At 61.2% G+C, this 18,323-nt stretch carries 18 protein-coding genes and 1 tRNA gene; 9 read left to right on the top strand and 10 right to left on the bottom strand.

Annotation, left to right across the window (positions count from 1 at the left end):
• Positions 1 to 2: 2 nt before the first annotated feature.
• Complete coding sequence (argS, locus tag HMPREF2822_RS12500; RefSeq protein WP_070525141.1) at positions 3 to 1,664, bottom strand: arginine--tRNA ligase; 1,662 nt, start codon at positions 1,662 to 1,664, stop codon at positions 3 to 5.
• A gap of 237 nt (positions 1,665 to 1,901) precedes the next feature.
• Between argS and HMPREF2822_RS12495 the strand changes: the two genes are divergently transcribed.
• The 9 genes from HMPREF2822_RS12495 (at position 1,902) to HMPREF2822_RS13900 (ending at position 10,234) form a co-directional block, all read left to right on the top strand.
• Complete coding sequence (locus tag HMPREF2822_RS12495) at positions 1,902 to 3,554, top strand: L-lactate permease (protein WP_070525138.1); 1,653 nt, start codon at positions 1,902 to 1,904, stop codon at positions 3,552 to 3,554.
• A gap of 324 nt (positions 3,555 to 3,878) precedes the next feature.
• Entirely contained in the window at positions 3,879 to 4,664 is a 786-nt protein-coding gene (locus HMPREF2822_RS12490) for a (Fe-S)-binding protein (protein WP_070525136.1), read from the top strand.
• On the top strand, positions 4,664 to 6,169 hold the full coding sequence (locus HMPREF2822_RS12485; RefSeq protein WP_070525134.1) for a LutB/LldF family L-lactate oxidation iron-sulfur protein: 1,506 nt from the start codon (positions 4,664 to 4,666) through the stop codon (positions 6,167 to 6,169). Before HMPREF2822_RS12490 ends, HMPREF2822_RS12485 begins: the two co-directional genes overlap by 1 nt.
• On the top strand, positions 6,166 to 6,795 hold the full coding sequence (locus tag HMPREF2822_RS12480; protein WP_070525132.1) for a LutC/YkgG family protein: 630 nt from the start codon (positions 6,166 to 6,168) through the stop codon (positions 6,793 to 6,795). The genes HMPREF2822_RS12485 and HMPREF2822_RS12480 overlap by 4 nt, the downstream gene beginning before the upstream one ends.
• Before the next feature lie 104 nt (positions 6,796 to 6,899).
• Entirely contained in the window at positions 6,900 to 8,501 is a 1,602-nt protein-coding gene (locus tag HMPREF2822_RS12475) for an alpha/beta fold hydrolase (protein WP_070525130.1), read from the top strand.
• Between the two features lie 137 nt (positions 8,502 to 8,638).
• Positions 8,639 to 8,712 (top strand) — tRNA-Arg (locus HMPREF2822_RS12470).
• Positions 8,713 to 8,978: 266 nt separating this feature from the next.
• Positions 8,979 to 9,161: a hypothetical protein gene (locus tag HMPREF2822_RS12465; RefSeq protein WP_070525128.1), complete on the top strand. Its 183-nt coding sequence runs from the start codon at positions 8,979 to 8,981 to the stop codon at positions 9,159 to 9,161.
• An 84-nt stretch (positions 9,162 to 9,245) separates the two neighbouring features.
• A complete protein-coding gene (locus tag HMPREF2822_RS12460) occupies positions 9,246 to 9,638 on the top strand; it encodes a hypothetical protein (RefSeq protein ID WP_070525125.1) in 393 nt (130 codons plus the stop codon).
• Positions 9,638 to 10,234 carry a MucR family transcriptional regulator gene (locus HMPREF2822_RS13900; RefSeq protein WP_070525123.1) on the top strand — a complete coding sequence of 199 codons (597 nt, stop codon included), beginning with the start codon at positions 9,638 to 9,640 and terminating at the stop codon, positions 10,232 to 10,234. Before HMPREF2822_RS12460 ends, HMPREF2822_RS13900 begins: the two co-directional genes overlap by 1 nt.
• Before the next feature lie 64 nt (positions 10,235 to 10,298).
• Here the strand turns inward: HMPREF2822_RS13900 and HMPREF2822_RS12450 are convergent, their stop codons facing one another.
• The 9 genes from HMPREF2822_RS12450 to HMPREF2822_RS12410 all read right to left on the bottom strand — a co-directional run bounded on the left by HMPREF2822_RS12450 (position 10,299) and on the right by HMPREF2822_RS12410 (position 18,322).
• Positions 10,299 to 10,721, bottom strand: coding sequence for a hypothetical protein (locus HMPREF2822_RS12450; protein ID WP_070525121.1), 423 nt, complete (start codon positions 10,719 to 10,721; stop codon positions 10,299 to 10,301).
• A complete protein-coding gene (locus HMPREF2822_RS12445) occupies positions 10,711 to 11,121 on the bottom strand; it encodes a hypothetical protein (protein ID WP_070525119.1) in 411 nt (136 codons plus the stop codon). Before HMPREF2822_RS12445 ends, HMPREF2822_RS12450 begins: the two co-directional genes overlap by 11 nt.
• Positions 11,122 to 11,125: 4 nt before the next feature.
• Positions 11,126 to 11,485: a hypothetical protein gene (locus HMPREF2822_RS12440; RefSeq protein WP_070525117.1), complete on the bottom strand. Its 360-nt coding sequence runs from the start codon at positions 11,483 to 11,485 to the stop codon at positions 11,126 to 11,128.
• The gene (locus tag HMPREF2822_RS12435; RefSeq protein ID WP_198530992.1) at positions 11,482 to 12,987 is read right to left on the bottom strand and encodes a peptidoglycan DD-metalloendopeptidase family protein; all 1,506 of its coding nucleotides are present in this window, start codon (positions 12,985 to 12,987) and stop codon (positions 11,482 to 11,484) included. The genes HMPREF2822_RS12440 and HMPREF2822_RS12435 overlap by 4 nt, the downstream gene beginning before the upstream one ends.
• Positions 12,988 to 13,050: 63 nt before the next feature.
• Positions 13,051 to 13,473, bottom strand: a complete 423-nt coding sequence (locus tag HMPREF2822_RS12430; RefSeq protein WP_070525115.1) for a hypothetical protein — start codon at positions 13,471 to 13,473, stop codon at positions 13,051 to 13,053.
• Positions 13,474 to 13,479: 6 nt separating this feature from the next.
• On the bottom strand, positions 13,480 to 15,534 hold the full coding sequence (locus HMPREF2822_RS12425; RefSeq protein ID WP_158014608.1) for a hypothetical protein: 2,055 nt from the start codon (positions 15,532 to 15,534) through the stop codon (positions 13,480 to 13,482).
• A 28-nt stretch (positions 15,535 to 15,562) separates the two neighbouring features.
• Entirely contained in the window at positions 15,563 to 16,102 is a 540-nt protein-coding gene (locus HMPREF2822_RS12420) for a hypothetical protein (RefSeq protein ID WP_070525111.1), read from the bottom strand.
• Complete coding sequence (locus HMPREF2822_RS12415) at positions 16,092 to 16,685, bottom strand: hypothetical protein (RefSeq protein WP_070525109.1); 594 nt, start codon at positions 16,683 to 16,685, stop codon at positions 16,092 to 16,094. Before HMPREF2822_RS12415 ends, HMPREF2822_RS12420 begins: the two co-directional genes overlap by 11 nt.
• A 2-nt stretch (positions 16,686 to 16,687) precedes the next feature.
• Entirely contained in the window at positions 16,688 to 18,322 is a 1,635-nt protein-coding gene (locus HMPREF2822_RS12410; protein WP_070525104.1) for a Gp37-like protein, read from the bottom strand.
• Between the last annotated feature and the right edge of the window lies 1 nt (position 18,323).

The raw sequence follows: 18,323 nt of genomic DNA, 5'->3' as shown, positions 1-18,323 counted from the left end.
TCTTACATCTTCTCCGGCGCGCTGACCCCGACCATGGTCAAGGCATTGGCCATGACCTGGCGGGTGGCTGCAGCCAGAGCGAGGCGCGCGGAGTGGATCGGTTCGGTCTCTTCGCCTACCTTCGGCAGCACCTGGCACTGGTCATAGAAGCGGTGGAACACGGCGGCAAGCTCCTCGGCATAACGCGCGATGCGGTGCGGTTCACGCAGCGTGGCGGCGGTGGCCACAACCTCGGGGAACTCGCCCAGGGTGCGGATGAGGTCGCCTTCCTTGTCGTGGGTGAGGAGGTCGAGCGGGGCGTCGGCAAGCGCGGCGGTGTCGAAGCCCAGGTCCGTGGCCTTGCGCAGGATCGAGCAGATGCGGGCGTGGCCATACTGCACGTAGTAGACCGGGTTATCGGACGACTGGGAGGCCCACAGGCCCAAGTCAATGTCCAGGCTGGAGTCCACGGAGGAGCGCACCAGCGAGTAGCGCGCGCCGTCCACACCGATGGCCTCGACAAGGTCATCCAAGGTGATAACGGTACCCGCGCGCTTAGACATCTTGACCGCCTTACCGTCGCGGACCAGATTCACCATCTGGCCGATGAGCACCTCAACGGCCTCCGGGTCATAACCCAAAGCCTGGGCCGAGGCGCGCAGGCGGGCGATGTAACCGTGGTGGTCAGCGCCGAGCATGTAGATGGCCAGGTCGTGCCCACGGTCGAATTTATCGGCCACATAAGCGATATCACCGGCGATGTAGGCGGCGTTGCCGTCGGACTTGATGACCACGCGGTCCTTATCGTCGCCGTATTCGGTGGACTTCAGCCACCACGCGCCCTCGGCTTCGTAGAGCTTGCCGTTGTCCTTGAGCGTCTGGATAGCCTTCTCCACGGCACCGGATTCGAAGAGGGAATTCTCGTGGAAGTAGACGTCAAAGTCCACGCCGAACTCGTGGAGGGACTCCTTGATCTGGGCAAACATCATCTCTACGCCGTCAGCGCGGAAGTTCTCCTGGACCTCGGCATCGCTGCCCTCAAGGGCGCTGGGGTTCTTCTCCACTACCGCCTGCGCGATGTCCTTGATGTAGTCTCCGCCGTAGCCGTCCTCCGGGGTGGGCTCGCCCTTGGCCGCGGCCACGAGGGAGCGAGCAAAACGGTCGATCTGTCCGCCGTGATCGTTGAAGTAGTACTCGCGGGTCACGTCCGCGCCGGAGGCCTCGAGCACGCGGCCGAGTGAGTCACCCACGGCGGCCCAACGGGTACCACCCAGGTGGATGGGACCGGTCGGGTTCGCGGAGACGAACTCCAGGTTGATCTTCTTGCCCTGGTAGGTGGAATTGCTGCCGAACTCTGAGCCGGCGTTAAGAACCTGCGCCACGATGGCACCTTGTGCGGCGGCAGCGAGGCGAATGTTGAGGAATCCCGGGCCCGCGATGGAGGCCTCATCGATGGCGTCGTTGCCCGCGAGGGCGTCGGCAAGCCACTGCGCCAACTCGCGCGGCTGGGTGCCAGCCTTCTTAGCCACCTGGAGGGCCAGGTTGGTGGCGTAATCGCCGTGCTCCGGGTTGCGCGGGCGCTCCACGGTCACGGTCTCTGGCAGGACTGATGCGTCCAGCTCATGCTCGGTGAGCACGGCGGCAGCGGTGTTCTTGATCAGGACGGAAAGATCTTCAGGATTCATAGGGCCAAAGTCTATCGTCCCCGCCGCTGGGAGGCACTATCAGGTCGCGGACGTTAGCAAGGTCACCCACCCCCCGTAGTGTGAATCCGGCGACACAAGCACTCGCATGGTTTTACCCTAAACTTGATATCTGAACCGATTTATTCTTTCGCCTCTCTCGCCCGGCCGAAACTTGTGGTGCCACACCGCGGGGACCACCGCAGGGACGCCGGCGGGACTCAACCTGAAGTGAGCGTTATGTCTACATTCACAATCACCACCGACGCCATCGCTGGCAACGTCGGGCTTACCGCGCTGGTGTCCACGCTGCCGCTCATCGCGTTCTTCATCATGCTCCTGGGGATCAAGGCCCGCGCCCACACCTCGGGTGCGGTAGCGCTTCTCGTAGCGGTTCTCATCGCCATTTTCGGCATGGGCATGCCAACCGGCATGGCTTTGTCCTCCGCGGTGCGCGGCGGGCTCTTCGGCCTCTTCCCCATCGTCTGGGTGATCATCACCGCCATCTGGTTCTACGAAGTGACCGTGGCTTCCGGACGATTCAGTGACCTGCGCAAGACCTTTGACTTGCTGGGCGATGGCGATATCCGCATCCAGGCCATCCTCATCGCCTTCTGCTTCGGCGGCCTGCTGGAGGCCCTCGCCGGCTTCGGCGCCCCCGTGGCGATTACGGCGACCATGATCCTGGCCTTGGGTGTTAAGCCGCTCAAGGCGGCCACCACGGTGCTCATTGCCAACACCGCGCCCGTGGCCTTCGGCGCGGTGGGCATCCCAGTCACCACCGCGGGCTCGGTCGGCGGGCGCACCGCCGAGCAGACCGCTGACATCGCCGCGTTGATTTCCCTCCAGGTCCTGCTCATTGCCGCCGTCGTGCCTTTCTTCATCCTCTTTATCCTTGACGGCATGCGCGGTGTTAAGGAGGCCGGCCCCGCCGCGGCCGTCATCGGCATCTCCTTCGCCATTGCCCAGTGGGCCGCGGCTACCTTCTTCGCCTACCAGCTCACCAACGTCGTGGCCTGCATCGTCTCCCTCGGCGCGGGCTTCATCTTCCTGCGTGTGTGGAAGCCCAAGGGTGTCGACAGCCTGCGCGAGCGCATGGAGCTGCCCGCCCAGGAGGAGGTCACGGATCTCAACAGCAGCCGCATTTGGATGGCCCTGCTGCCCTATGCCGTGGTCACCGCTGTCTTCGCCATCGCCACCGCATGGCCGGCCATCTTCGGCTTCCTCCAGGTCAACGTTGCCTGGCCGCTTCTCGACGGCACCGTCTTCGACGCCGAAGGCCACGCCATGGACACCGCCTTCACGTTCAACGTGCTGGGCAACCCGGGAACCCTACTGCTGATTTCCGGCATCATCGTGGCCCTTATCTACATGACCTTCAACGAGAACGGCCGCTACAAGCTGGACGCCTCCGCGCCGCTGACCAAGTTCGGCGAGGTTGTCTCCCGCATGAAGTTCTCCGCGCTGACCATCATCCTGGTCCTCGCACTGGCCTACACCATGAACTACTCCGGCCAAACCATCTCCATCGGCCAGTTCGTGGCTTCTGTCGGCGGCATCTTCGCGCTCTTCTCCCCCGTCCTGGGCTGGATCGGCACCGCCGTCACCGGCTCGGATACCTCCGCCAACGCACTCTTTGCCAACCTGCAGGTCACCGCCGCCGAGCGCATCGGCGTCAATCCGGACCTCATGCTGGCCGCCAATACCTCCGGTGGCGTTGTGGGCAAGATGATCTCCCCGCAGTCACTGGCCATCGCCGCCACCGCCGTGCAGATGGAGGGCGAGGAATCCCGCATCTTCAAGGCGGTCGTGGGCTACTCCGTGGCCTTCCTCGCCGTCGTGTGCGTCATCGTCTTCCTCATGACCAACGTGCTGGGCTTCTTGGTCCCCTAAAAGGGTTTAGCCATAAAGTTCTACACCACTAACTACCCCCAGATTCGGGCGTCTTCATCGCCCAGTCTGGGGGTTGCCTCATATCGGCCGCGACCGCTGCGACCATCACCGCACGTTAGGAATTTCACAACATTAGTGTTGCGATAAAAAGCCAGGTAGGAGGGGTAATCCTGTGTCGATAATGTGAGTTTTGGGCGGTAGGCTCAAAGGTACACACTCGAAAAATGCCCAGTGCGGCTGTCCTGGTAGCGCGCATCCGAGCACAACTCCGCTGTGCACAGCACGGGACAAGCCACATGGAGGCAGATTAAGGAGCGCTCACAAATGCGAATAGCATTGTTTTCCACCTGCATCGGTGACTCACTTTTCCCCGATGCCCACAAGGCCACGGCCCTGATCCTCTCCCGCCTGGGCTACGACGTCGTCTTCCCCGAGGAACAGACTTGTTGCGGCCAGATGCACATCAACACCGGCTACCAGGAGCAGACCTTGGGCATGATCCGCACCTATGCGGACGCCTTCGCGGATCCCTCCATTGATTACGTGGTTTCTGCCTCCGGCTCCTGCGTGGGCGCCGTGCGCGAGCAGCACGAGATGATCGCAAACCGCTTCGGCACCTCCGCCGATGTGGACGGCGCCAAGAAGGCTGCCGGCAAGACCCTGGACTTGCCGGAGTTTCTTGTCGACGTCGCCGGTGTCACCAATGTCGGAGCCTTCTTCCCCCACCGCGTGACCTATCACCCTTCGTGCCACGGCCTGCGCTTCCTCAAACTGGGTGACCGCCCCTACCAGCTTCTTAAGGAGGTCGAAGGAATCGACCTCGTCCAGCTACCTAATGCGGAGGAATGCTGTGGTTTCGGCGGCACCTTCGCTCTTAAGAACGCCGAGGTTTCTGCAGCGATGGTCGGTGATAAGACCCGCCACATTCGTGAAACCGAGGCCGAATATATTACCGGCGGTGACTCCTCCTGCCTGATGAACATTGGAGGCGCTCTGGCTCGCCAGCGCTCCGGTGTTCGCGCTATCCACCTGGCGGAAATCCTCGCCTCCACCAAGGAACACCCGTGGACTCCCACCTCCGCGGCCTACTCCAAGGAGAAGATGCTCTAATGACTTCCTTCCTCGACACCACCCCTCCCCGAGCCCCAGAAGGCTACGGCAACCTGCGCGGTTCGAAGGCGTTCGTGCCGCTGGCACACGTTGGCCTCAATAACGCCACCCAGCGCCGCAACCTGCACCACGCCACCACCACCATTCGCAACAAGCGCCAGCACGCCGTTGATGAAACCCCGGACTGGGAGCAGCTGCGCGACGCCGGCTCCGCACTCAAGGATGACGTTGCTGTCCGCATGGGCGAGCTGCTGCTCCAGTTCGAAGAGCAGGTAACCAAGCGCGGCGGCATTGTCCACTGGGCACGCGATGCCAAGGAAGCCAACAAGATCATTGAGGGCCTTATCCGCGAAACCGGTGAGACCGACGTGGTCAAGATCAAGTCCATGGCCACCCAGGAGATCGCGCTCAACGAGCACCTGGAAGAGGTCGGTATCCACGCCCAGGAGACTGACCTGGCGGAGCTCATCGTCCAGCTGGGTGAGGATAAGCCTTCCCACATTCTGGTCCCGGCCATCCACCGCAACCGCGCGGAGATTCGGGACATCTTTGTCAACAAGATGCCGAACACCGATGACTCCCTCAAGGCCGAGCCGGCGGAGTTGGCTGAGGCTTCCCGCAGCTTCCTGCGCGAGCAGTTCATGAAGGCCAAGGTCGCCATCTCCGGCGCTAACTTTGGTGTGGCTGAGACCGGCACTATCAACATCGTGGAATCCGAGGGCAACGGCCGCATGTGCCTGACCCTGCCGGAGACCCTCATTACCGTGATGGGCATTGAGAAGCTGGTCCCGACCTTCCAGGACCTCGAAGTCTTCCTGCAGCTGCTGCCGCGCTCCTCCACTGCTGAGCGCATGAACCCGTACACGTCGATGTGGTCCGGTGTGACCGAAGGCGACGGCCCGCAGAACTTCCACATCGTGCTTCTGGACAATGGCCGCACCGCAGCCCTGTCCTCCCCCAAGGGCCACGAAGCACTCAAGTGCATTCGCTGCTCTGCCTGCCTGAACGTCTGCCCGGTCTACGAGCGCGCCGGCGGACACGCCTACGGCTCTGTCTACCCGGGCCCAATTGGCATCTCCCTGACGCCGCAGCTAACAGGTATGAAGGACCACAACGATCCGTCGGCAAGCTTGCCTTATGCCTGCTCCCTGTGTGGCCGCTGCGACGAGGTTTGCCCGGTGCGCATCCCGCTCTCCCAAGTCATTTTGGAGAACCGCTACCAGAAGGTCACTAACGCCACCCCGCCAGTGGAGGAAAAGCTCTTCCAAGTCGTGGAGCTGGTGTGGAAGAACCCGAAGATCTGGAACCAGATCACCCACATGGTGGCGCTCGGCCGTGTCCTCGGTGGCTTCAACGGAGTCATCGACAAGCTACCGCTGTTCATGTCTGGTTGGTCCGAGGTACGCGATACTGCCGTTCCTCCGAAGAAGTCCTTCCGCCAATGGTTCAACTCTGACGAAGCTCAAGAACTCCTCGCCCAAGCCAAGAAGGAGGGCATCAAGTGACCACCGCCAAAGAGGAAATCCTCAACCGCATTGCCGCCGCCCAAAAGCAGGCCGGTTTGCCGGACCACGTAGACATCCCGCGCGAATATCAGAAGGAAGGCACGCTCAACGAAGAGGAGCTACGCGAGATGCTGGTGGACCGCCTCGAAGACTACAAGGCTGATGTACACGTCACCGATGAGTCCGGCCTGAACTCCACCCTCGTGGACATCCTGAAGGAGCGCGGCTGCTCGAATGTCGTCTACGCACCTGGCATGGACGCTGGGCTTCTCGACGGCTTCGAAGGCACCATCACCCCGGATGACAACGCCAAGGACCCGCGTGAGCTCGACGCTGTCGACGCCGTGGTGACCGAATCTCACGTCACCTCCGCGCAGACCGGCACCATCGTGCTCGAATCCAATGAGACCTGTGGCCGTCGCGCGCTGACCTTGGTGCCGGACCGTCACGTGTGCATCGTGCGCAAGAACCAGATTGTCTACGGTGTCCCGGAGATGGTTTCCCGCATGAACCCGGAGCGCCCGGCAACGTGGATCTCGGGCCCTTCCGCGACCTCGGATATCGAGCTCTCCCGCGTGGAAGGTGTCCACGGCCCGCGCGATCTCATTGTGGTGATTGTTAAGTAGTGAGGCTTTCGGGGGCACCCGCCCTGTATGAGAGCTCGGCTCACATCACCCCTGACGCATAGGATAAGGCTCGTACCAATTTACGATTTTAGGAGCCTTGTTCTATGCGTCTTTCTCGCGTTTTAGGTTCGGTTCTAGGACCTGTAGCCATCGCCGCTGGCTTGGTTGCGGCACCTGCCGTTGCTCACGCTGACCAGCCCGTCATCAACTGGGGCCCGTGCCCGGAGGGAGTGGACCACCAGCGCGCCGAGTGCGGCCACGTCACCGTGCCGAAGTACTACGACGCACCGGACAAGGGCACCATCGACGTCGGTTTCATCCGCCTCAAGGCCACCGGCGAGCGCAAGGGCAGCCTGTTTACCAACCCGGGCGGCCCGAGCGGCGATGCATACGCCTGGGTGAACAACGCGAATTGGCCAGACGAGATTGAGCAGGAGTTCGACATCATCGGCGTCCAGCCGCGCGGCCTGCGCGATTCCGGCGCGCTGAACTGCTCCATGACCGCGGCCACAGGCAATCCGCTAGAGATTCTCACGAAGGCAGGTGCCGTTACCCGCAACGACTGCGAGAAGAACACCCCGGGCTACACCGACTCCCTTACCACAGAGAACACCGCCCGCGACTGGGAGGTTGTACGCCAGGCACTCGGCGATGAACGCATTAACATCGCTGGCCTGTCCTACGGCACCTTCCTGGGGTCGACCTACGCCACTCTCTTCCCGCAGCACACCGACAAGGTGGTGCTGGATTCCGGCATGAATCCGGGCATGGCCTGGAACCAGATCTTCGCATCCCAGCAGGCAGGCTACGAAAATGCCCTGCATGACTTCTTTAACTTCGTGGCGAAGAACGATGACACCTACCACGCGGGCAAGACCCCGCTGAAGGCCTACGAGCGCTGGTCCCAGATTGTCGCCGCCGAGGCCGGCGTGCGACCCACCGTGTTGCCGCCGGACGCCGAGATTGGCGACCTCCCACCGGGCCTAGAATTCGCCGGCCAGCCGGGCGCCAATGTCATGACCGCCACGGGCGAGCTGCGCGTGCAGGCTGAGCACCTCGCGGGCAAGGCATCCAACCCGCAGGGCATCCAGGCTACCTCCCCCACCCTCCAGGTAACGCGCGACCAGGTAGTCCCGCGCCCAGAGGCCTGGGACGCGATGGCCAAGCACATCGGTGGCATCGAGCCGCTCGACTTCAATGCAGTCGATCCGCAGGCTAGCGAAGTGGACCAGGAAGCTGCGCTCCAGAGCCTGGTGAATACCCAGAGCATGCAAAACATCATCATGTGCAACGAGAACACCGCCCCGATGGATCCGACACGTATCCCGGCCTTCCTGTGGTCCAACTACGTCACCGTTGACCCCTTCACACTGTTTAACTCCATGTATGCCTCCGGCGTCGGCTGCGGTGGCCGCGCACCAATCACCAAGCCGGTACAAGTTAGCGGCGCGCAGCTGGCCACCAAGCCGCTGCAGATTCAGTCCACCGGCGACCCACAGACCCCGTACGCCTACTACCGCGGACTGTCTGACCCGATGCAGTCCCACGTGGTGACCGTCCACGGCCCGGGTCACGGCCACTTCGCGGTGGGCAACAAGGCTGTTGACCAGATTGTGGTTGACTACCTGCGCACTGGTGACGTCCACACCGCGGATGCGCCGGGCTTCTTTGACCAGCCCCAGGCTCAGGAGCAGCCCGCCCAGTAGTAGGAACGGCGGGAACCATGAAGGAGTGGCTGTCCTAGCACTCCTTCTTTCCCACCACACCCCCATCGGCGCTAGGCCAATTACTGCGCTCTAGCCTTTATAGGTTAGAATCGCATCGTTGGCATTTCGCCAGCAATGCCCTTGTAGCTCAGCGGATTAGAGCATCGGTTTCCGGTACCGAAGGTCGCAGGTTCGATCCCTGTCAGGGGCACTTTGTGTTTCCCCCTTCTACTAGCTTTTATGCTGGTGGGAGGGGGTTTCTGCATTTTTGCCTATACAGTCGTTTGCAGCCGTTTACAGCGGTTTACGGTGGTGCATGTCGTGGAAATGTCGTGGGATTTTGGGGCCTCGGCGGTGGTGGTGTCGCCACCTCTAGAATGTGACCACAAACACACGTCAACCCGCTTGACCTGTCAACTGGGTGGTGTACACTTAAGGGTGTAAGGCAGAGAGCCACAAAAGAAAAGGACAAGAACAATGACCACCTACACCACCCGCAACGAAGCAATCCAGCGCGAAATCATCGAACCGCTCGGCGAGTACGCCAACGAGCACGACGTGGACACCATCGCTGACACCCTCATCAAGACCGAAGGCGAAGGCTTCTGCCTCGACGAGGACGCCGACTTCTGGGCCATCGTCGAAGCCAACGCCCTCTAGCCCAGCAGCCCGGACGGTCACCACGCGGGGGTTCGACTCCCCCGCCGGGCACCAAGAATCACCACCCGCCAGAAAGGAACCGCCATGACCACCATCGACAACCTTGCCGAAACCCTCCACTACATGCTCGACATGGACACCGACGCAGCTGAGGACGCGCTACGCACCTACATCACCCAACTCGAAGAGCTAGAGGAGCGTGACATTGACGAGGACGAGCTCAGCGAAGAAGATGCTGACTTCCTCATCGGTGCCGTGAAGTCCGCCCGCAACGCCGGCGACCTAGGACAGCGCCAGCTCGCCGCCCTCGAAGAAGCAGCCGCCGACTACCAGGACGCCGCTGACACCGCCGACGCACTGCGTAGCGAGCGCGACAAAGCAATCCGTGCCGCCATCGCCGCCGGGGCCAGCCAGGCCAGCGTGGCCCGCGCCGCCGGAGTCTCTAAGCAGGCCATCAGCAAGATGGTGCAGCGCTAATGCACGTCGGGGACAAAGACGGGCATGGCCGGTACGGCGTAATCGACGAAACCCCTGACGGCCTCCTATGCCATGAGTGCGGCAAGCGATTCAAGCACCTCTCTACCCATGTCAGCCTGGGCCATAAACTCAAGGTTGCCGACTATCGCGAGCGTCACGGTCTACATGCCAAAAAGCCCCTTGTGTCCCAGCAGGTTCGTGGCAATATGCGGACTTCATGGGAAAAGCACTCCAGCAAGCATCTCGCGGACTTGGACGCCCACCGCAACCCGCTTAAAGCAGTGGAGGCGTCGCGTGAGAGTAACCGGAATCGGTCTGCGGGGGCGAAAGCGGGACGTGCGTCTGCTCTTAAATCCCGGCGGGGGAGGCGTCTCACGCAGCAGGAAATAGATGTATTGAATGCTGCTCCTGGGATACCTGAGTGGTCCGAGATTGCGCACAAGATTCTAGAGGATTCTTCAGTGTCTGTGCGCTCACTGGCGGAGTCATTGGGAATGAAGCACGTGACTGCCCATCAGCGCCTTAAGCGGTATAGGCCTCCTGGATGGGAGTCGCGTGGTTCGGGGAATTTCTTCCCTGTGACAGAAGCCCCCTAAAACGCAGAAAATGACCCCCACCCGGCATAGGGTGAGGGTCAAAACTTCAAAGACTTTCACAAGTCTAGTTGGTGTCGGGGTAGGTGCTAATTTTCCACTCGGGGTACGTCATCATCGGCGGCGGCGGCAAGGTGATGTCCTTTTCCACGGCCCAGAACTGTAGTTTCCGCCAGTAGGCGGCTACATAGAGCTGATACTCGTGGTGGATCTTGTCCTTGGCGCGTAGCTCCCCCACCTCCTCGTCGAGGCGTTGAATCGTCTCCTCCATCCGGTCGAGGCGGCGCGCATCACTGGCCTCATCGGCGGCGATTGCAGCCTGCTTATGCCTGCTCAACGCCTTCGAGGCTGCGCCTATGATGCCGCCGTAATTCTCTGCGGCCTTGGAGAATAAGCCCGATACGACGGCGAGGATGATAGCGATGGAGAGGAAGAAGCCCAGGGGGTTCTTAGAGCCGGAAAGGAACGTGAGGATTTCGTCAATCTGCACTATGCTCCTTCCGGTTTTTCGCGACTGCCATGCGTACGGTGAGTGCCCAGGCGATAACTCCCCAGATGAACGCGGCACTGAGGTACAAGGTGAGATACCTCCAGTCATCTATCGTGTCGTCCGCATACACATTGTCCACGACCATGAGGGCGAAGGCGATGTAGATAGCTGCCGACAGCATTGCGCCCGAGCGGACGATATTATCCCGGTGTGCCACCAGCCCAGCGGTGATAATGAGAGCGGCGATAATGCACGCCAGCCCCCAGGCGAAGGCGGGGCCGATACTGTCTATCTCGAATACGCCGGTTCCGGGGCGGCTGTCCCCGAAGAGGTAATCGAGACCCCGTGAGGCCTCTTGGAATGCGAGCGCGGCGATAATGAGACGTAGGGTGCGGGTCACGGCGCTACTCCCTCGCTGTGGTCGGCCCCGTGTAGACCGGCAGCGTGGGCGGGGCCTGCTCGGCTTCTGCGGCCTGGGCCTGCTCGGCAAGGCGGCCCTCCATAGACGGGGTGACACCATCAATCGTGAGGCGGTTGACCAGCGTGGTGAGGATGAATCCCACACCACCGGTGACGAGGATGAACCACTCCGGGGCGTCTGCGAGGTAGACGGGTAGCACGCCAGCCAGCCACGCCAGGGCCTGCAGGATAAGCATGATGGTGCCCTTGTAGCGGAGCCACCACGGCTGAGCCGTAAGCTCCGCCGCGACCGCGCCAGCAACCTGCTCCCCCACCTCAGTGAGGATTGGTGAATACCGGGTCATCGCTTGCCTCCTAGGAGCTGGTCGAGTTTACGCTCAATACGGACAATCATCTGGAGCATGTGAGCAAGGGCGTCAACCGGGGTAATCCCCTTCCCCTTCTCGTTCAGCCCTAGCTGCTTCCAGCCGGGGTACGACGCCTCAATGTCTACGGTGCCGTCCTCGTGGACGACCTTGTCGCGCCCTCCTGTTAGCTGCTGTCGAATGTCCTTCACATCCGAGCCAATGGGGTCAGTGATGCGAATATCGACGTAGCGCTTGGTCTCCTCGGTTTTCCGGTCAATATGGTCGAGGATTTTTTGGATGTCGGCCATGCTTAGCTCCTCCTTCTGCTGTCCTGTGAATAGTGCTTCCAGCTGTGCGCGTGTGCCCCGGTAGGCGTTGATGTCTACGTTTGGTCGGCCCGCTACGGTGCCGCGAGACCCGTACTGCAAAAGGTCTGGCTTTCGGTCGCCTAGTGGGTAGTCCCAGCCGGGGTGACGGTCGCCGCCCTCGGCCGCGTACAGGCTGCGCGGGTCACCCACCCCGTTATGCAGCCCGTAATTGGACACCCACAGGTAGCCGAGGCCATTCATGGACGGTTCCCCGCCGCGCATGTTCTCCCAGTACCAGCGGCCCGTGTAGATACCGGGCACGTGGTAGCCGCGCCGCTCCAGCTCACGCTTCGCATCCCAAACGTCTTTCTCCACGAGCAGGTAGCGGCGCGGGTCACCGGCGGGATAGTTCATGTCTACGGATTCCACGTCTATCCACACGGGCAGGTCGCGGCGTCCTCCCATTTGCTGGTCGATTACATCGACCTGCTGGGCGATGCTGGTGCCCTCGGATGGGGCGCGCAGGTACCAGTAGGTGGAGACGAGCATTCCGGCCTGCTCGGCGTCCGCGAGGTGAGAGCGGAACACCCTATCTACGTGGGTGCCATCGCACAGGCGAATGATGGCAAACTCGATACCTTCCTGCTTGGCTCGTGCGCAGCTTAGTCCGTCGTTGTGCTCACTAATGTCGATGCCAAACAAGGTTCCTCCTGTGGGTCGCGGCTTGGTCTCCTTGGTGGGCTGTGACTCGCCCGGCCACTTCGCCCCACACAAGACTTCCTGCGGGTCAAGGATTGTCTGCCCAAGCACACGACGGGCCGGGGCCACCCATGAGTAGCGGTACACCTCAATGTGCAGGTGAGGCGCGACACCACCGTTGGTGCTCGAGTCTGGATTAATGCGCCCGATACGCTGCCCCTCCCGCACCTTTTGGCCCACACTCACCTCCGGGATGATGTGCCCATACACGGACTCGTTGCCCCCAACACTGGCGGGGTGGTCAACACGAATCCACTGCCCGAAACCACTGGCCGGGCCTGCCGCGATAACGGTGCCGTCCTTGATTGCGTAGATGGGCTTATCACCCGCGCCGCCAGCCACACCGTAGTCCACGCCGTAGTGAGTCGTGCCCCAGCGCGACCCGTACGGGCTGGTGACAACGAATCCCTTGGGCACTGGCATTGTGACCATTTTCCCTCCTTTGGGTATAAGAAAAGCCGCCTCGATGGGCGGCGTGTTAGTTAGGGGTTGGGGTTAGAGTTGCCAGGTGACGCTACCTGTGTAGGTGTTTCCCGCCATGGCCCCCATGGTGTTTGTGCCACCAGTAGAGGTGACGATTAGTGTGGCGACGTCACCTGGCGTGCGGGAATCAGTGAAGAGAAACGAGCATGCATCATTTTGTGGACGGTACGCTTGGGGGATTGCGTTACCGGGGACTACCCATCCACTGATATTGGTGGAGAATTCCAAGTTCTTAGCGTAAAGAGTCGCGGTAAACCCCTTTACCATCAACTCTAGCTGTTCAGCGGTGACCCCTTCGCGTAGCTTGCCGCGAAGGTCGATAGACACAGGGGTAAACGACGGGAGGTTGGATAGCTCTACGGGTACCCCGTCGGCATCGACAACCACGCGCCCATCTACTAAGTACGCTTTGTCTGTAGAAATACGCTTCATCATGCCCTCCTAGATAGGCCGGTAGTAAATACCAGTGTGGGTAAAATTGCCGGTCATGGTGACAGTGGTTTCAGTAGCATCCACCGGCACAGTCACAAGTGTGGATACTCGACCCGAGCCACCCGCAGGCGTAACCTTCCTCGTTGAGGTCACATCACCACTAGGCGATTTCACCGTCACCGTGCAGGTGATAGACGCGCCGGGTGTGGTCTTCACCCATGCGGACAGCTCATGCGTCACCCCAGCCGTCAACGCGGTCGCATCACCGCTCAAGGTTTGAGTCCAGGACGAGGTAACCGAACCGGTTTCCGCCCCGGCCAGCATGTGCGGGGCATGCCCAGCATCAGCCACAAAAAGACCAGAGTAGGACACGATTTCAATCTGCCCCGCGTCGCGGCGCCGCACCAGCTCATCCAGCACACGCACCAGAGTGTCTTTGCTGATGTAGCCACTCTCACCAATCACGTTGGGGTGCATCATGAGGGCCATGCCGAAGCGTGGCGGCAGCTCATTCAGCCAGCGCTCCACATGGTAGAACTGGGCAGTGTCCATCACGCGGTGCTTTAGGAATGTGCGCATCTGTCCGGTGAGCGGGTGGTAGTTATCGGGCGCGTATCCGGCGACAGCGGCGTGATGCCCCCAGATGAGCTGTCCGGCGTAGGTATCAGCAGACTCTACCGGGGTCTTGCCGAAGTACCCGTCATAGCCGCCGTCGGGTAGGCCCGGTGGTGCCCACGAGTCAATAACGAGGCGTGGGAACTGGGCTTGTAGGCGCTTTTTGGAGCCGACGATCTGGTCGTTAATCGCGGCGGTGCCCTTCGCATCGGCGTGGTTTCCGCCGTGGTTCCAGACTTCACCACCGTTTGACAGGGCCCACGACTGCACGGTGGAGGTGGCTACGGCGTCGTTGTTAGTGCCCATGTTGTCAGGGTTGAGCATCTGTGACCACGGCAGGCCGCGTTCTTTCAGCAGTGGGAGGATGATGTCGCGGAACTGGATGAGGTGGTGGTCGAAGCGGAGTGCGATAGCTCTACGCCCACCTGTACCGACGCTGCCTAGGCGGCGCTTGCGGAACTCGTCTTCGAGGACGCGGTGGCGAAGCGCGTGGGATGCGTCCCCCTTACCTCCATCAACGCGTACCCATTCTTTCCACTCACCGCGAGCATTGGCGGAGCGGTAATACACGCCTTGGCCGGAGTAGGCGAAGAACATTTGAATCTTCGCGCCCGTCTCGGAGTAGCCGGGGTTCATCACCCGCAGGACACCAACTGGTGTGATGCCTGCTTCGTTCACGACGGAGTTCGGGTCACCCGCGTTATTACCGGCTGCCTTTCGCCACTCACCTTCCGGGAGAGTGTTCCAGTCAGTGCCGTGCTCAATAGTCCGCTGCCGCTCCGTCACAAAAGTTTCAGGCCGGGCATCGTACTGCCACGCGCTCCACCCATCCGTGCCGTAGTAGCGGTAGCGCACATGGTACTGGCCCTTGGGGTCACGCCCTATGTACCACTGGATACGAGCACGACCAGCCTCCATAAGATACGAGGTAAACACCGTGCCCATGTGCCCGTCCGGTGCACCCACCGCAGCAGCCACACCCGCATGCACCTGCGCCGTACCCGGCTTCTCATTATCCAAGTGATCCGACGCGGTCAGGTAGCGCTCACCACTACCCCGCTGCAACTGGTCAACAGAATTAGCCAACAGGGCCTTAATGTCAGCTATCGTCGTGTTTCCGACACGCATCATTTCGCGCAGCATGTCTTTCACCGCTGCTGATACTGGGATGGCGTTAATCACCGCGTCGTTGAACTTCGTCAACCCCGCGACGGTCACGAACTTAATTGATTCCGTCCAGCCTGGCCCTTCCAGATACAGGTAGCCTGGACCCTCATCGGCAGTAACGCTGAAAGACCCGTCCGTGCCGATGCGCACGCGGCGCGGCTGAGACGTAGTAAGACCAGACGAACCCACCGTATACACAGGGGCCTTCACAGTCGCAGTAGTAACTTCCTCGACCGGCTGCGTCGTAATATCCTGCAGCCGACCAGACATAGTAACGGGCATCAAGGTGTCCTTTCAGGTCGTTAAAAGCTTATGACAATCGGGTAAACAGGACATAAAAGGCTTTCCCCTCCGGGGTACCTCCCTGCCCGACAACAATGGCTGTCTCGTTAGTGGAAAAGTTGACGATTTGTGTAGTGCCACCCACTGAGGCCACAGCCTGGTTTGCTACGGAAAGAATAAGGTTGGCACCGGGTTCTTGAATTAGCTCCACTCTCCAGAGCCCAGGCTTAGGCCGCATATTCGCGCCAGACCGATACGCCCATCCATCACTCGGAGCGCGAACATCGACCACGTTGGCTTGGTAGCCACTTCCCGTGGTGGTTCCCTTGGCTACGGCTTCTACGAGGCCGAAGGGTCGGGCGGCGTTCTTCTCCAGGGCGGCAACTCTTTTAGACAGCTCGGTGGCACCAGCGTTAGCAGAGTCGGCCTTAGCCGCAACCTCCGCGAAGACTTTGCCCGCCTCATTACCGGTGTGTTCAGCATCAGTGATGAGTTGTTGGGCTTCGGTGCTGCCGTCGACGCGGTAGTTGGTTTCAACCTGGTCGCCATTGTTTGGCCTAATACCCATTGTCTAGCTCCTCCATGGCCTTCAAGCGCTCTAGGCGCATGGCCTCAGCTGCAAGTTGGGATAGCTCAAGTGCGGTGAGGTCAGCCAAGGTCTTAGGTGCCGGGGTTGTGGATTCAGCACGTGCCCGCTGCTGCCCTATGGGTATCCATGCCACCTGTTCGCCTGGTGTGCCGGACCCGCCGAGCGGGTCAAGCTTCACCGCCGGGCCAAGCATCAGCGTCACGTCATACAGGCCGGGGCGTGAGAACACGCCGGCGAGTTTGCCGGTGTGGCGCTCCAACCTAATACCGGGTGGCAAATGGCCCTCCACGATGCGCACACCACGCCTATCCGCGCCAGGAACAACCATGTCCATGATGTCCCCAACGTTGGCGCGCTCGCGGTCACTATCGGTATCGAAGTCCACCGCCCAGCTCATGGTGATGGTCTCCGGCTCCCCCACCTCGAAGCGCGCCCCAAGCTCATCGAAGACGTGGCGTGCTGCCCGTGATTCGTAGCCTTCTGGCACGATACCGAGGAACAAGCTCGCATAGGGGTGCTCCGACTCGGGCACCTCCGTCGGGACAATGTAGCGGTAATCCATGATTATCCTCCCTTAGTCACGGCCAGCCTGCCGATGACGGCGCGGATGTTTTCCTTGTTGGCCTGGTACAGCTCGCCTGGCGATGCGAGCGATGCATAGTCACCGATGCGCAATGTCCAGCCGACTTCCTGCCCCGGCTTCGAGGTCCACGTCAGGCCAGACACGTACGCGGCCCACACCACGCCCCACGCGGTGACACCGATGGTGTCGCCCAGGTCGAAATCGCGGCCTGGTAGGTACGGGTCAGGGCTGTCGATAGAGAACTCGGCCGAGATGCCGCCCTCGGTCTCCTGTTTCGCCTGCCATGCCTTCTGCAAAGAATCGACCGTGTTGGCCTCACCTGGCTTCGATATGGCGGTGAAGCGTGAACGCCCGTAGTGGAACTGCCTATTCCGATCTACGTACTCGTTGAGGACAAACAGGCGGTCGGCGGACATCTCCGCCGCCAGCTCACCCGCGCCCTTAATCGCCTCAGCAGCCGGGCCACCAATCACAGGGATTGCGGACACAGTCGCCGCCACCGCCGACTTGATACCAATGTTGACGACTTTGTTCACCATATCCGGCGATTTACCACCCACGAGGAACCGGTGGTCAGTGGACTTACGTACCTGCACGCTCGGCGCATCCATCAACGTGTACACCACCCACGGTTTCCGCCCGTCCGCATTACGGACACCAACGTCCGCAAACTCCGTCGTCGAGGTGATGAAATCATCACTGCTAATCGTCCGCTTCAACTGGCGGAAAGCTTGGCCGACGATGCCAGCAGCACCCGTGACTGTAGCCCTAGGGGCGAAGTCAATAATCGTCGTCGGCAACGACAACATCGTGTACTCAGGGAAGGGTTGGGGGTCACCCGGTAGCCAGAGCCATGCGAAGGGCTGCACACCAGCCGCCGCCCACGTCGCCTTAAGCAAATCCCACGCGTTATCCCACCGCGCAGAGACGACACACCACTCAGAGCGGTTACCCGACATGACCGGCGAGCACACCACCGGATGCATCGACGGGTTGAAGCCCCGCCACTGCTCAGGGCTGGTGTACTTATCCGTCCACGAAAACATCGACGCCAGAAGACTCGGCTGCTGGTAGCCAATCAAATTGCGGCCAATCAGCTTACGGCTCACCTTCTCGGCACTGCCGTCCTGGCGGTCCTCCCACTGCGCCTGAACCACCTTGCTGCGGTTCGACGGGTCAGCCCACAGCGGCAAATGCTTCAAGTGCTCCATCGAGTCCACGCCAGTGAGCTCCACCTCGGCGGGATTACCCTCAGGGTCGCCACCATGCGGGCTAATCTCAAGGATGCGGTAGCAGCGGCGGCGCAGACCAGGGCGCTCCACCACAACGTGCACAGCGCCATGAATGAGCGCATCAAGGCGTCCACCCTCGTTTAAGCGGCGGAGGTCATCGCGCAGAAGATAGTCCACCACGGGATTAACCACGCCGGGCGACACCTCACCAGGCAGGGTCATGGACATGTTGCCCACGTCCGCAAAAATGCCACCCCACTCAGCGTCTACCCAGTCCTCAATGTCGAGCACCGGCTCCCAATTCTTGTCGTACAGGCCGACGTACTGGCCGTGGGCCCGCATGACAGCCTCACGGGTCCCTTTGTGCTGCTGCCAATCAACCACA

The sequence above is a fragment of the Corynebacterium sp. HMSC062E11 genome, from assembly GCF_001811845.1.
GTDB classification, from domain to species: domain Bacteria; phylum Actinomycetota; class Actinomycetes; order Mycobacteriales; family Mycobacteriaceae; genus Corynebacterium; species Corynebacterium hesseae.
This window is presented reverse-complemented; position numbering and strand designations above follow the sequence as displayed.